Source organism: Pantoea sp. X-Soil-ISGK-421, assembly GCF_059730785.1.
Map to the genome: position 1 here is coordinate 1 of NZ_AP035981.1, position 13,585 is coordinate 13,585.

The following is a 13,585-nucleotide window of genomic DNA, read 5'->3' on the forward strand; positions in this document are numbered from 1 at the left end:
ACAGTCCTTTTTTACTACAGTAAGTAAAGTGAAATGTGAAAGGAGTTGGGAGGGTAATTCTTTGCCCTCGCCTCATACAAAATAGTTGACATCGACATAGAAAAAGATGCCAGTACAACATTTTCATGAATTTCAAATAATGTTGCACAAACAAGTTTTAGCTGTACACTCACTTCATTAATTGCCAAAGGAGTTGAGTGATGAAAAGTACTTACGGTGGCGTGGATGAAACAGCCCGCAGGGCGACCGCGATGTTGCGCAGTATGAGCGATGACGTAATAGGAAAGCGTAACGAATTTGGTTTGGATAAGTATTATCAGACTTTTACGCGTAATACTGTGGCAAACATGCCAAAACTGAGTCGCCGCGCAGTAGAGCAGGCGATTGGAGAAATGGAAGAAGAAGGGCATGTCTTCGGAAAAAAAGATGCTGGCAATGCCAAGCACTACGCTCTAACGGTTCAGGATGTCGTGGATATCTATGAACATCGTAAAGTGCCTAAATATCGCGAGGTTCACGGAGAAGATGGTCCGTTCACTATTTTCGTTGTCAATCTCAAAGGCGGCGTGTCCAAGACAGTTAGCACTGTAACCCTCGCGCATGGGATGCGCGTCCACCCTGACCTCCTGCAGTATGACCTCCGCATTTTGGTTGTCGATCTTGATCCGCAAGCGTCCAGCACGATGTTTCTTAATCATTCAAGCAGCATTGGTTCAATCATGGAAACAGCAGCTCAGGCCATGTTGAATGATTTGGAAGCGGAACAGATAATGGAAGATATAATTCTTCCAACCATTATCCCTGGTGTAGATATTATCCCGGCATCCATCGATGATGGCTTCGTGGCAAGTCAATGGAAGGAACTTGTAAGCGAACATCTGCCCGGTATGAAGCCTTCGGAAGTTCTGCGCCGCAACATCATTGATCGTGTAGGGAAAAATTACGATTTCATTTTTATTGATACCGGACCACATCTTGATGCCTTCATGCTCAATGCTATAGCCGCGAGCGATCTGCTTTTGACACCAACGCCTCCAGCCCAGGTTGATTTTCACTCTACGCTGAAGTACCTGACGCGTTTACCAGAAATGCTTGAGAAGCTTGAAGATGAAGGCATTAATCCAAGAATTAAAGGCAATATTGGATTTATGTCAAAAATGACCTCTAAGCGTGATCATGAGATGACGCATGGTTTAGCGCGTGACGTCTTCACATCATACATTCTGGACGCGACGCTGCCACGTCTTGATGGGTTTGAACGCTGCGGTGAAACCTTTGACACGATAGTCAGTGCCGACCCTCAGTCATATCCAGGAAGTGCGGAAGCATTGAAAAATGCAAAGCGCGAGGCGGAACGGTTTACTCAGGCAGTATTTAAAAGGATTGAATTCGTGAGGGGAATAAAATGAAGAAAGAACTGAAGGGGCTAGGGCGTTCACTAAGTGAATCCAGCTTTTCTAAAAAGTTGAGTGAAACAGACGGCAACCGAACTTTTGTACTGAAATCAGGTGCAGAAGCAAGTTTTACGCTCACGCACGTACTTCACGATGAAATAGAACAACAAACTTTCGTGGATGCCGGCGTAAACGGGCGCGATCAGTTATTCATCACGAAAGAATCGGTCAGCGATATTGCTCGTACTATTAAGCTTCAGCAGTTCTTCCCAGCTATCGGCAGAGAAGTGGAAGGACGTATCGAAGTACTGGATGGCTCGCGCCGCCGTGCAGCCTGTATCTTTAATGGCGCCGCTTTTGACGTTTTGGTGACCAAAGACGATTTATCACTTGCTGATGCGCGTCAGCTCGCAATTGACATCCAGACTGCGAAGGAGCATACACTGCGTGAACTAGGCAAACGCCTAAAGCTGATGTATCCGGAAGGCATTACGCAGTCTGAGATTGCTAAGGCAGAGGGCATATCTCCAGCCAAAATCACACGCGCTTTCCAGGCAGCATCGGTGCCCGATGAAATGATCGGTGTGTTCCCCTCGGTAAATGAGCTTTCAATAAGCGATTATCAAGCGCTACTAGATGTAGCGGAGAAAGCTAACGCTAAAAACATTTCCATTAGCGACCTTGTAATCAGTGTCCTTGAAAAGATGGACGAAGATACAAGTTTGAAGGCTGATGAGACAGCTTATAAATCTAAAATTATTGGATATTTCCACAATGAAGTCGCCGGGTTAAAGAAAAGTAAGGTAGCGTCTAAAATTGTGACAGTTAAGATCGCGGATTTTGCTGATAAAAAGCAGATTGCGCGTAAGAAGACTGACTCGGAAAAGCGACTTGTTACATACGAGTTTGCTCGTCTTCCGTCAGTTTACCAGGCGGAATTAGATGAAGCAGTTAAAGCAGTTATAGAGCGTATGCTTGCGGACACGAAAGAAAATTGATTTCGAAAATATCAAATGGGACAGAGCCTCTGTCCCATTGCTTAACTAAGCTCACAACTCTTATTTACCCATCAAAAATCAAACCTAACTAACTGTTATTTAGAGGTTAAGCTATAAAATTTCAAGCTGAAATCCCCACATATTCGTGGAGGGTCAATGTTTACTCGCCAGTTTTTTTAACGCCTTTGCCGTCGCTTTATTAAGTTTCTGCTGGGTCGAAGTATGAAAAAGATCCACACAGTCATGCCTTACAAATAAGTCCGCTCCAGTTCCACCGTTAAGCTTGTGGTCGGAATCAAAACGGAGCCCGTCCTCGCGTCTGCTGTGACCGTGAATGCCAATATTACCCAGTCCCTTATGCCACTCATTCATAACAAAAATTGCCCCATTAGGCAGTTTTAGGAGAAGAACATCCCGCTCCGGTAGTTATTCACGTCGTATTGCATAGCCATTAGCTGTGCATCGAGGCCCTAATAGCCACATGCACAAGCATAAGATCCTCAGCTTCCGCCAATCAGATGCTGACACAGGTTTTTGGGATCCCAGTTCAGCTTAATAGGAGTTGTAAAATCTGAAAATACTCTGGAGGCCTGGGTATAAGCTGTTACCGAATAGCTGGAAGGAATTTCCCTTGCTCCAAGCGCGGGATCGAGGAAATAGCGTTTACCCGGTTCAGGAATGAATGCAACCCAGCGTGACGCTATAAATCCGTCTTTATTGTATTTTATTTTCCCTTCCACCACTGCCACCTTGCCTGTGGAGTAGAGCTGTTGCAGGGCCATAAGCTGGCCGGGTCTGACTTTGGCGGTCATCAGTCGTCCTTCAGAAGGAAGGACATTCGACCCCAGTTCGTAGCGCTCGGCTCTGTCGAAGCAGGTTCCCTTCTTCTCATACACGGAAAGGTAGAAAGTACCGACAAAACCTTTCGGGTCCTGTACAAATACCGTCGCCGCATCCTGACCTGTATAGTTCGTATAGTCACGTGGCAGCAGGACAGAGCACCCAGAGATAAACACAGCAGGTATAAGTGCAAGGAAGGGGATGAAAAGACGAAAAGAAGGCATAGATCCACTGCTCCACATATCAGAAATATGAACAGGTATCGGCTTATCCTTAACAATGTTTAACGCTGTCTAAGGGAAAAAACTGTATGTACAAAAGCTGGTAACAGAGCGGAAAGCTTCACCTCCTTCTGAGTTCCTCGTTTGCGCCAGCGCTGACTGTAATGTCAAACTCCCTCAGGAAACAATCATCTTTTCTGAACAGAAGCCGATAACCCTCCAGTGTCTCTGATGAATAACGATCAGAAATCTGCACGTCCCAGCCAGAGGATATAAACGCCTCTGGCTCAGTGTAAAAATAAGAAGAGATAAAACAGGAAGTGAAGCTATACGAGAACGTGGTTATCGGTAATTTCCTTTACGGACTGGGCGTCTCAGTGGGAGCGCAGTTGGGTAGCAATGTGCTGCCAGCCTCCGTGAACCTGCTTCAGCAGACGCCGGAAGACAAGGCGCTGGGCGATGTACTGCTGTCCTTTCCCGGCACGCTGCGGCTGATTGAGTTCAAATCCGCGGCTAACCGGTCCGGTAAAGAAGAGGCCCGCTTCCGAAAGCTCTCACTAACGATTAGTAAAGCAATGATGCCACTGTCTCACCGGATTCACTGGTACGTTGAGACCACACCTGACGTGCCGGCGGGCGTGAAAACCTACTTTTCAAGCTATCTCAGCGCACTTTCCCTGCCGGTCCGTCCGGCTGAACCCCTCAACCTTGAGCGCTTTATTGCGCAGACAGCGCGCAGCATTTTTTCGGCTCAGGCTGAAGATCCGGAGGCCGTCAGCGATTACCTGAAACTTATCAGATGGTGTCAGGGGGTGGATGAAGAGAGCAGCGCGGGCGCGCTTATCGTCGTGTGCGACGGTCAGGGTAACCTGCGGTACGCAGAGCTGAAGAACATCATGGAGCTGTCGATGACGCATGAAAAATGGCTGGAGTACAGGCAGGATATGAAGCATCAGAAAGAACTGAACAGAGAGAAGACATTTGATCACGACAGAGGGGTGGACCTGAGCCTGTGAAAAACACCAACGCCATCAGCGAACACGATATACGCCTGTTTTTTGATGCCGCAGACCGGCTGCTTCAGGCCGCAAAGCTGCAGGGAACAACGGCAGAGAGAGCAACGTCAGCGCTGCTTCAGGTCACCAAAACGCATGAAAGACAGATGCGGGACGTCAGGGATGATGTCATCAGTGCTGTCACGTCCATGGCCGAATCCACAGCGCTGGACTCGGCACGCCTTCTTGCGGAGCACTTCCGCGAAGCCGATCGCGCAGCAGACAGGGCGGCAGAGCGTTATGAGCGTGCCTGCCGGTCACTTGGCTGGCGAAACTGGCTTTGGTTTCTCGGCGCGCAGGTGGTGCTGTGTACGGTAGCCACCGTGCTTATCCTGAGGTTTGTTCCCTCGCTGGATGATATCCACGCGCGACGGACGGTGCTGGCACAGGCGAAGGAGGCGGCTGAACGCTTTCCGCTGTACTGGCACGACTGCACCGTTGACGGTAAAGCCACCCGGTGCTTCAGAACGGATGAAAAGGCCGGTGTAATGAAGCTTGATGATGGCATCTGGCGTGTCCCGTGGCACGGGAAGTAGCACCGGGAGGCTCTTCCGCGACAGTCTGGCAGCTTTCCCGTATCGGTCCGCGGCGAAATGCCCGGCAGGAGGTTCAGATTAGCGGGGCCGAAAGTGGCCTTTAGCCCATATCCTGCAGGCTGATTCTGATAAGGCTACTGCGTGTAGTGGCCTGCGTAAAAAGCCGCCGCCAGGTGCCGGAGAGCCGGTTCTGTCCTTTTCCGGAACAGCGATAACCGGGGGAGGTCGGTGAATGACTGATCAGATACACTTCTGCGGTCCGGGGATTTACTGCATTTCCATTAACGCTCGCCGCAGGTCATGACCGAGCCCGCTCGCGAATGACCGAGGAAGCGAAACGTCACCCGCATCTGCATTTTCTGCTTACGCCCGGTTCTTACCCGCAGGAAGGGGTTATGCACACTGTCCACAGAACTAAATTTTAAATGACTTTTTAGTATTTTATGTTTTTTAGGCTTTTTAGCGTGCGGCCAGCCCTTGGTGTGCGGGGCCTGGACCGGATCCGCAATGGGATCCTGCACAACTCCGCATGGGGGACTGCACAACTTTCCGTGGGAACGGAAGCATCTTCAGATGGGAAATGCATCAACAAGCTGTGGGAAAGACATCAAGTTTCAAATCTGTTTATGCACATGTTGATAAGTGCGGGATCAGGTGTTGCAATTTTCTCTCCTGATGCGAATATGGGTAATTATTTTTTTACCCACAAAGGCTTTGGATGAGCACTATCTCGCTGAAAAGTTTTAAAAAAAAGGTAAGCATCAAGCAATCCAATGAGCTTACGGAAGCAGCCTATTACCTTCCTCTTCAGGCAAAGCGCGTACTGTGGCTGTGCCTGATGCAGGCCTATTTCAGCGAGGCCTCCGAAGACCTTGAGTCTGATGTGTTGCCCCTCTTCAGCGTAAGCGTCTCCGACTACGTAAAGTATTTTAACGTGGCTACCGCGGTGGCCAGCCGGGATGTGAAGGCCGGCGTGAAGGCGCTGGGTGAGTCCACCGTGACGTTTTATCCAAGGGACGGGGAGTTTGAGCAGGTTACGCGTCCGTGGCTTTCGGAGGCGGGCATGAAGCGCGGCAGGGGCTCATGGCAGATCGAGTTTAACTACAAGGTGATGCCTTTCCTGGTGGGCCTGTCCTCTCAGTTCACCACGTATTCCCTCTATGACTGTGGCCAGCTTAACAGCGTGAAGGTCATCCGCCTTTATGAGAGCCTGTGTCAGTTCCGCAGCACCGGCACGTGGGTAACGGATCATGAGTGGCTCTGTGAGCGGTTTATGCTCCCGGACTCGCAGCGGTCGAATAAAGCGGAGATGAAGCGAACCTTCCTCGAGCCGGCTATCAAAAAAATCAACGAGAAGACGCCGTTACGGGTCAGCTACCGCACTCAGGACGACGGCCGGCTGCTTTTCAGCGTGATGGATAAGCCGCTGGCCATCAGCTGACGGGCTGCGGCATCGCAAAAGTTGACCTTTTTCCCATACGGTTCTGAAGTTGATGCGTTTCCCACAATAACGCTGCCCTGAACTTGATGCGTTTCCCATACTGGCCTGACGCTCCCCCCCTGAAAACATGACATTTTTCCCACAGGTTGCTGACTCCGGACGGGATTTTCCGCGCACGCCCGCGTAAACCTGACCTGTTTCCCACACCGGCAGCCCCGTATAAGCGCGGATCCGCGTTTTCGCGCCTGCGGCGCAGCAAAGTTGATGTATTTCCCACAGTCAGCTACCCACACAGCACGCCCCGGAACAAACGTGATGTCTTTCCCACATGCTTACCGGGCGGGGTTTGAGGTCACGGCTGATCGCCGGCAACATGATGTCTTTCCCATAGCACCCTCACTCAAACATGACCTGTTTCCCATACGGGGCGCCAGAACATCCTGCCGGCAGCCTGATTTCACCGCGTCTTCTGTGGGCCGCGCCGTGATGTGCCGCGCGGGCGGCAGAGTTATTGTGGCGCTAAGCGCGTGGCCGGTCGGGCAGCACCTTCTCTCCGGCGCTGCAGATCAAGAACCGCTAGCCTGAATTCACTGCGTCCCCCCGCGCGGTATCCTTATGGCAGGTGAACGGCCCCACTGCAGGTTAATCAGAAAGCCATCCACGACCTGGCTGCTCTCCCCGGTGCAGGAGATGATGCCGTTGCGCCGCATTGCCTCGAGTACCGCCATGACGTCCTCAGGTGGCCACGCGTCCGGAAACCAGCTTACGGAACAGATTTTATTCGCGTATCGCGTGGCAAGCACGTCCCGGCAGCGTGCCAGGATAGCCGTCCGGAGTTCAGAATGGTTCATCATCTCGTCCTTTAAAAATCAAGAAAAACGGGCAGACAGGTATGCCGGCCCCGTGGAGTGATCATTCTGCGCAAAGTAACTCAGCCTGAGGGAACGCTTTTTCTTTTCTCCGGGACAGAGGCCGTGAAGAGCCTATACGGCCTTACGGGGGACGCGCCGGCGGCGATCAGCCAGGATTGCGAGGCGCGGGCATAAGAAGCCGCGAGGCCTCGCCCGGATCCATGGAGAACCGCACGCCGAGCTGGCGGGTCACGTCCAGCGCGAACACCCGCGTGTACCACTCCGTAGACTTCGCGTCCTTATGGCCCATCAGCGTCTGGATCACCTTCTGCGGCACCTGGTGCTGCACCAGGTGCATCGCAAACGAGTCCCTGAACGTCTTCGGCGTCACCGGGCGGATGGAGAAGGTGATGCCGTCACGCGCCGCCGCCGCCAGGGCCCTGCTTATCCAGCTGCGCGCGGTGTCCCCGCTGCTGATGTCCCACAGCCGGCTGGCGGCCGGCAGCTGCGCCGTCGCAAACCACTCCCTCAGGCGCTGCACGAACCCCGGATCGGTGAGCGGCACCGCGCGCGGCGGGTTCTCCTGAATTTCTTTCTCCGCGTCGCGCTCCGCCTGCTGCTCCTCCTTCGTCGGGCGGCCGCGCCGGCGGCTGCGGCTTTTCGCCGCCTCTTCCAGCCTGCGCTGCTTCAGCGTGCGCAGCACCACGAAGGGCGAGGTGAGCGGCGCGCCGGTGAGCGGATCGTCGAGCGCGAAGTCGCCGCGGGTCAGCGGCAGGATCTCGTTGAGCCGCCCGCCGGTGTTCCACAGCGCGTCGATGAACAGCCGCTTGCGGAGATCGGTCACCTTTGACAGCAGCACGGCCACCTCGGGCGCCAGCAGGTAGCGGGGCATGTCGGTGCCGTACGCGGCGGCGAGGTTGCGCAGCGCCACGGCGCTTTCGTAGTCAAAGTAGCGCGCGGCGCCGGTATCGCCTGAAAAGTGACCGGCGGCGTCGCTGCGTGAAATCTGCGTCAGTTCGCGGGGTAAAGTGCCCAAACTTTCAGTCTCCGTTGTCTGACGGTGTGGAGCGTATTTTCCCCTGTCTGTCCAGCGAAAACCACGGGAATAAATCGATCCGCTGCGGATCCGTTCCGGATCGGTTTTCCGGCTTTTTTCCCGTACAGGGAGAATTACCTGGACGGCGCGAATTAAACAGCCGGGCGCCCGCGCGCCTCTCGGGCCCCGATCGGCGCGTAACCCGCTGACGCACAGGGAAAGAGCGCAGAAAGGGCGGGGCAGGGGGCGTACCAGGCACTCTGCGCTGGGCACCTGGTCAGTGTGAGATAAAGGTAAAACAGTGAGCTCCAGGGGACAACGTGACAAAATCAGGCCACGTCAGGCGGGACGGACAAACGTTCAGCCCTAGCTTGATCGGTTAATTCAGGATAATCCGCCACCCGCGGGTGAGGTAATTGACCGGGATAAAGCAGTCCGTGACATGTACGACATGGTTCACGGGCGTTATGACGTCGAATGGGTCGCTTCACCTGCCGCTGGCGGTACAGTCGCGGTGCAGGGCGTCGGCGTCAGTGAATGCACGCAGATGGAAATTACCGTTATCTGTGACGTCATCTCGGTCGGGCTTCAGTACGCCGGCGTTCAGGGAAAAGTGCTGGAGGAGGCGGCGGCATAAATCGCAGGTGAAATCACGGAAACCCAGCTTAACGGGCTGCAGGAGCTACTGCAGGCGGTTAGCAGCGCGCAGGGGAAACAGGCCACTGCGGCCGCGGTGTTCAATCTTTTGGCGGCTATCTGGAAGCTCACCGGGATCCGCCAGTTCCTTGGGGCGCTTGAGACAAACATGGCATGGTATAATTGGGTAATCATGGGCACCGTCATCTCCGCCCAGCTGGTTGCGCTTTTCGCCACGGACGGGGCGTCATTTATTGCTGGAGTCGTACTTCCGGGGCCTTCTTTGTGCAGCTCGGAATCGATGCAAACCACATGTCAGCCGCCTGCGGATGAGATTGAATGGATCTGCTGCGGCGGCAGCCATGGCGACAGGACGTCCTGAGGGGCCGCGAAATGCGGCCCTTTTGTAATACGCGCCGTTTAACAGGCATGACGGCAGTGCTATCTCATTCCTGAATCTCATTTTTTGCCCGCCGGCTAATCTGACCACCTTTTCGTCCGGCTTCGCGGGCGCGTTCTGGATCAAATCTGAAATTTCCCCCACTTAGCTTTCCACCTTTACGGCCAGCTTCGGATGCTCGTTCACGGTCTGAAGCGAAATTACCTGCACCACCTCTGTAAGTCGTCATAATACTCTCCTAATGGGTTTGTATTGAGTGCATAAAAATAATAGCTATCAGACAGTGAACCGGAAAATAAAGAGCAAGGCAATGACGCTTCGCTTAATACTTTTTAGGACTATTCCTAAGTTAAATGCATCAACATAAGCGTGATTCGATATCCCGAATTAGGCTTCGAGGCATATTTAAGCGTCATTACTATTCTGGATCTCTCGTTTGTTACAGTAGTTACTCGTCAGGCTTGATTTAAGTCTGCATGTTATTCGCATACCGCTTTGCTACCGCTAAGGCAGTAGTTTTTCAAATCAAGTCTCAGACTGCATCTAGGAAAAAAATACCCGCGCAGGGCGGGTGAAATTCGTTACAACGGAGATTTCTCCTTTTACTATAGAGCTCGACCGCTATAAAAAGTTCAATAACACATTGAAGAGATTGATTTACAGAGTCCCCAGTCGTTGATTTAAATTGGGTCAATTACCGGCTCCATTTTCAACCATATTCCAGATTTTAAGACGGATATTGACTCTTTTCTGATGGTCTGGTTCAGCTTCCAGTTTTCTGAAAAGGGCCCAAACTTCCGCTACTGTCTTATTTCGATTATCAAGAGGCGAGCCGTTAATACTCTTGATGCCTTTCACCGGCGGATTGTCAGCAGAGTGCTCTCTGATCCAGAAATTTTCATCATTCATCATTTCACCTTTAGTTATCAAACCGGTACCAAATCTTTCTAGTTAGACTAGCAATATCGACTTATAAGGCAAGCGCAAGCGGGAGAGGTATTTGAAAGAAATCTCCCTGTTGCTGCTCTCACAATACTTTTACGCTGATGACTATTAATTAGTATCACTGCTGATGACTGATATATGACCATTTTTTTCAAGGATAGCGAATTTGATTCTCGATAGTTTATCAATCCCCTGGCTTGTTCGCGCCGACACCATGATGTCATCCAGTGTGATCCCGGCTTTCTTCATCTTGTCTTCGTTCGGCTTGCCATATTCGACCAGAATTACCGCAGAACCATCGAGCATATAATCAGCCCAACGTGTCCTTTTCTTGATAAAACCAAAAATAATATCAAGGACGGTAAGCGTGATGATTGTCAGCGCGGCGCCTGTTACAGAAAAATCATCTCCCAGTAAGGCCTGCTGGGTTGCCTCACTTATTATCAGTAGAAGAATGAGGTCAAATGATGTCATCTGCAGTAGCGCTCTCCGACCTGCAATCCGGAATACCACTAACAAAACAACGTAAATCCCTGCCGCTCGAAGTACCGTTTCCATTTCAGGCTCCTGTCACGGGTAGACAAGCTGAAAGAAAGAAACGGGCTTATTTCCGTCAACAGTGATGAGAGTTCGTCCTGCGCCTGCTTTACGGGGCTGTAAACCCAGCCAGATGGTCTGCTGTCGAGTGGGGATTAACAGATGATATTCAAGGATCAGTTTTCTTCCGTCGCTAAACGCCCGAAGTGGCTGAGGGTGTAGCGTCAGCACTTCATAATTTTCCATAAAATCACCTCCGAGTGAGATGCGGGCCATTTCTGTGCCGGACGACATATACGTTATTTTCATATCCATACCGCTGAGCACTCTGCCGAAGCGCTCATAGGTAACCTGTGTAGTAGCATCTCCGGCGCGCCCCTCACTTAAAAAGCCTTTTGAGAACGCACCAGCCATTCCAGAAAGAACGAAAATGATGAGGAAACCCGTTCCCCATACTTTCAGCCTGTCTTCAAAATTTATCCACCCTTGCTTTTCATGAACGCGCTCCGGCCTGTCGGCTTCTTTATTCTGATTTATCATGGCTATCCCATAAGTGAACTTCTGGTAGACGCGTAGGCACTCAAATACCCGGCGGATTAGCTGCCTGATAGCGTCTTCCAGGCATGAATAAGGGCATAATTTACTTGTCTCTGTGATGGCCATAAGAACCGGGGTTTTACTTACGTCTTATGTCCTCTTAAATTTTAGAGCGGTTTACATAACGTGATAGTCCCGCCATGTCTTCATCATCCTTAGGAACAATCCGAATAAATACTTAGTGTCTCTGCGTGTTGTTTTTAAACAAGCAGTTATTAATTATTCTGGAGGTGTATCATGGCTAAATAGGACACGTAAGTTTGACCGGACAGACACATCAGGAGGGCCCGGCACCGGCGCTCGTCAATTTCGCATGGGCTTTGCTGGTTTCCCTGCATATGCATCTTCAGGATAACCGATGTTCAGAACTGCAGCAGCATCTGCACATTATGAGCTGGCTGGTAAAGTGCAGAAAACGTCACTTATTTCCTAAATCACTTGCTGCTGAAATTGACTGGTTTATTGCAGAAGGAAGACGCAAGGGAGCGCGCGCAGGGCTCCGCGCTAAGGCTGAATATATCTGGCACACCGCTACAGGAGCCAGGCGCCAGCAAAGCGACCTGCGCCGGCTTAGCTTTTTCTTTGATGCTTTAAAAAAGATGGGCTGGGAGGATCAACTGGTCAGCGATGCGGAATGGCTTAACGTCGAAAAAACCAATACGGCACTCCCCACGGTGTACCTGCGAAAAAGCGAGCTGAACGATGCTTTTGACGCCGGTGAAAACATGACCCGTCCCCTTTCGCTTCGCCTGAGCCAGTCCTGGGAGGGGATTAAGCTGATCGCTGAGGACTGCTTCCTTAAGGCCGAACTTGTCAGTGAGAGTACGGATGATTGCAGCTATGTTTTAACAAAAAGATAGTCAGGCTGAGCACCGGAGCTGCTCCGTTTAACGTGAATATGCGGGTTGCCAATTAATAATATTATTTCAGTATTATTTCTCCGGTTCGCATCCTATTTTTTCTTTCCTGGCTGCGCTTATTATAGCGCGCCGTTTTTGACCGCGGCTTAATGTATACCGGTCGTTTGTCATAAGTCGGAATATATACCTATGCTTTACTTGTCTGCATATAAAGCACAGGGGTATTTCAATGAGCAAGATAAACGGTATTCCCGCTAAAGAACTACATTCTCCCGCTGACGATTATCCAGTCCCTCCTTTCGAACATCAGAAACAGCCTTTTCCTGGTCTGGCCGGTAAAATGAATCCGCGTCCCGATCACGGAGAAGCATCCTACAAGGGAAGCGGACGTCTTACAGGCAGAAAGGCGCTCATCACGGGCGGGGACTCCGGGATCGGACGCGCAGTTGCCATCGCGTTTTCACGTGAAGGTGCTGACATTGTCATCAACTATCTCCCTGCCGAAGAAGAAGATGCTCAGGAAGTGGTTGAACTGATCCGGGCAGAGAACGGTAAAGTTGTCGCGATCCCCGGTGACATCCGCGAAGAGTCTTTCTGTCAGTTGCTGGTCAGTCAGGCTGCCGGCGCACTGGGTGGACTTGACATACTCGTCAATAACGCTGGGCGTCAGCAGTTTTGCGAGTCGATAACCGATCTCAGTACTGAGGATTTCGACGCCACGTTCAAAACGAACGTTTACGCCATGTTCTGGATCACCAAAGCGTCGCTCGAATATCTCCCCCGTGGCGCATCAATAATTAACACCTCTTCCGTTCAGGCCTTCAAGCCCAGCGATATTCTCCTGGATTATTCCCAGACCAAGGCGGCTATCGTCGCCTTTACCAAATCACTTGCTAAACAGCTTGGTCAGAAAGGGATAAGGGTCAACGCCATCGCGCCGGGTCCATACTGGACTGTCCTGCAGTGCTGTGGCGGACAGCCACAGGAAAAAATAGAAAAATTTGGCGCATCTTCCCCGCTCGGCCGCCCGGGTCAGCCAGCCGAAATTGCCCCTCTTTACGTGACGCTGGCCTCCCCCGAAAGCAGTTATACCTCCGGTCAGGTCTGGTGTAGCGACGGTGGGACCGGAACGCTGTAATCGTTTAAATTTTACCCACGGTTCTCGGGCGGCTCAGTTAGGCTGCCTGAGCATTCCATCGATAACGGCGTGTATCCAGGCAGCCATGCCTCAGGCTTCA

14 protein-coding genes are annotated in these 13,585 nt (G+C 51.6%); 8 read left to right on the plus strand and 6 right to left on the minus strand.

Going from position 1 to position 13,585, the window contains the following annotated elements:
* Window positions 1-200 precede the first annotated feature (200 nt).
* Window positions 201-1,409: an AAA family ATPase gene (locus tag AC6I8K_RS22575; protein ID WP_497827680.1), complete on the plus strand. Its 1,209-nt coding sequence runs from the start codon at window positions 201-203 to the stop codon at window positions 1,407-1,409.
* On the plus strand, window positions 1,406-2,392 hold the full coding sequence (locus tag AC6I8K_RS22580) for a ParB family protein (RefSeq protein ID WP_497827681.1): 987 nt from the start codon (window positions 1,406-1,408) through the stop codon (window positions 2,390-2,392). The genes AC6I8K_RS22575 and AC6I8K_RS22580 overlap by 4 nt, the downstream gene beginning before the upstream one ends.
* 500 nt (window positions 2,393-2,892) lie before the next feature.
* Here AC6I8K_RS22580 and AC6I8K_RS22585 read toward each other — a convergent pair whose 3' ends face one another.
* Window positions 2,893-3,456, minus strand: a complete 564-nt coding sequence (locus tag AC6I8K_RS22585; RefSeq protein ID WP_497827682.1) for a hypothetical protein — start codon at window positions 3,454-3,456, stop codon at window positions 2,893-2,895.
* Between the two features lie 317 nt (window positions 3,457-3,773).
* Here AC6I8K_RS22585 and AC6I8K_RS22590 point away from each other — a divergent pair, with 317 nt between their 5' ends.
* From AC6I8K_RS22590 to AC6I8K_RS22600, 3 genes are all read left to right on the plus strand, one after another.
* Window positions 3,774-4,469, plus strand: a complete 696-nt coding sequence (locus AC6I8K_RS22590) for a hypothetical protein (protein ID WP_497827683.1) — start codon at window positions 3,774-3,776, stop codon at window positions 4,467-4,469.
* Entirely contained in the window at window positions 4,466-5,044 is a 579-nt protein-coding gene (locus AC6I8K_RS22595) for a hypothetical protein (protein WP_497827684.1), read from the plus strand. Before AC6I8K_RS22590 ends, AC6I8K_RS22595 begins: the two co-directional genes overlap by 4 nt.
* 718 nt (window positions 5,045-5,762) lie before the next feature.
* The gene (locus AC6I8K_RS22600) at window positions 5,763-6,485 is read left to right on the plus strand and encodes a replication initiation protein (RefSeq protein WP_285088965.1); all 723 of its coding nucleotides are present in this window, start codon (window positions 5,763-5,765) and stop codon (window positions 6,483-6,485) included.
* Window positions 6,486-7,502: 1,017 nt separating this feature from the next.
* Here the strand turns inward: AC6I8K_RS22600 and AC6I8K_RS22605 are convergent.
* On the minus strand, window positions 7,503-8,372 hold the full coding sequence (locus AC6I8K_RS22605) for a tyrosine-type recombinase/integrase (RefSeq protein ID WP_497827685.1): 870 nt from the start codon (window positions 8,370-8,372) through the stop codon (window positions 7,503-7,505).
* A 442-nt stretch (window positions 8,373-8,814) separates the two neighbouring features.
* Between AC6I8K_RS22605 and AC6I8K_RS22610 the strand changes: the two genes are divergently transcribed.
* Window positions 8,815-9,009 (plus strand): hypothetical protein, encoded by a 195-nt coding sequence (locus AC6I8K_RS22610; protein ID WP_497827686.1) that lies wholly within the window; start codon window positions 8,815-8,817, stop codon window positions 9,007-9,009.
* A 445-nt stretch (window positions 9,010-9,454) separates the two neighbouring features.
* Here the strand turns inward: AC6I8K_RS22610 and AC6I8K_RS22615 are convergent, their stop codons facing one another.
* The 4 genes from AC6I8K_RS22615 to AC6I8K_RS22630 form a co-directional block, all read right to left on the minus strand.
* A complete protein-coding gene (locus tag AC6I8K_RS22615) occupies window positions 9,455-9,637 on the minus strand; it encodes a con-10 family general stress protein (protein ID WP_483818537.1) in 183 nt (60 codons plus the stop codon).
* A 461-nt stretch (window positions 9,638-10,098) separates the two neighbouring features.
* Entirely contained in the window at window positions 10,099-10,320 is a 222-nt protein-coding gene (locus AC6I8K_RS22620) for a hypothetical protein (RefSeq protein ID WP_497827687.1), read from the minus strand.
* Between the two features lie 141 nt (window positions 10,321-10,461).
* A complete protein-coding gene (locus AC6I8K_RS22625; protein ID WP_497827688.1) occupies window positions 10,462-10,911 on the minus strand; it encodes a DUF421 domain-containing protein in 450 nt (149 codons plus the stop codon).
* Window positions 10,912-10,923: 12 nt separating this feature from the next.
* On the minus strand, window positions 10,924-11,430 hold the full coding sequence (locus AC6I8K_RS22630) for a hypothetical protein (RefSeq protein ID WP_497827689.1): 507 nt from the start codon (window positions 11,428-11,430) through the stop codon (window positions 10,924-10,926).
* A 317-nt stretch (window positions 11,431-11,747) separates the two neighbouring features.
* Here AC6I8K_RS22630 and AC6I8K_RS22635 point away from each other — a divergent pair, with 317 nt between their 5' ends.
* Both AC6I8K_RS22635 and AC6I8K_RS22640 read left to right on the plus strand, forming a co-directional pair.
* On the plus strand, window positions 11,748-12,347 hold the full coding sequence (locus AC6I8K_RS22635; RefSeq protein WP_497827690.1) for a DUF2913 family protein: 600 nt from the start codon (window positions 11,748-11,750) through the stop codon (window positions 12,345-12,347).
* Window positions 12,348-12,576: 229 nt separating this feature from the next.
* Window positions 12,577-13,485, plus strand: coding sequence for an SDR family oxidoreductase (locus AC6I8K_RS22640; protein ID WP_497827691.1), 909 nt, complete (start codon window positions 12,577-12,579; stop codon window positions 13,483-13,485).
* Window positions 13,486-13,585 lie beyond the last annotated feature (100 nt).

What these genes read in the sequence shown, in the direction of transcription:
- AC6I8K_RS22575 (WP_497827680.1), top strand. Translation starts at nt 201, where the DNA reads ATGAAAAGTACTTACGGTGGCGTGGATGAAACAGCCCGCAGGGCGACC.
- AC6I8K_RS22580 (WP_497827681.1), top strand. Translation starts at nt 1,406, where the DNA reads ATGAAGAAAGAACTGAAGGGGCTAGGGCGTTCACTAAGTGAATCCAGC.
- AC6I8K_RS22585 (WP_497827682.1), bottom strand. Translation starts at nt 3,456, where the DNA reads ATGCCTTCTTTTCGTCTTTTCATCCCCTTCCTTGCACTTATACCTGCT.
- AC6I8K_RS22600 (WP_285088965.1), top strand. Translation starts at nt 5,763, where the DNA reads ATGAGCACTATCTCGCTGAAAAGTTTTAAAAAAAAGGTAAGCATCAAG.
- AC6I8K_RS22610 (WP_497827686.1), top strand. Translation starts at nt 8,815, where the DNA reads ATGTACGACATGGTTCACGGGCGTTATGACGTCGAATGGGTCGCTTCA.
- AC6I8K_RS22615 (WP_483818537.1), bottom strand. Translation starts at nt 9,637, where the DNA reads ATGACGACTTACAGAGGTGGTGCAGGTAATTTCGCTTCAGACCGTGAA.
- AC6I8K_RS22620 (WP_497827687.1), bottom strand. Translation starts at nt 10,320, where the DNA reads ATGATGAATGATGAAAATTTCTGGATCAGAGAGCACTCTGCTGACAAT.
- AC6I8K_RS22625 (WP_497827688.1), bottom strand. Translation starts at nt 10,911, where the DNA reads ATGGAAACGGTACTTCGAGCGGCAGGGATTTACGTTGTTTTGTTAGTG.
- AC6I8K_RS22630 (WP_497827689.1), bottom strand. Translation starts at nt 11,430, where the DNA reads ATGATAAATCAGAATAAAGAAGCCGACAGGCCGGAGCGCGTTCATGAA.
- AC6I8K_RS22640 (WP_497827691.1), top strand. Translation starts at nt 12,577, where the DNA reads ATGAGCAAGATAAACGGTATTCCCGCTAAAGAACTACATTCTCCCGCT.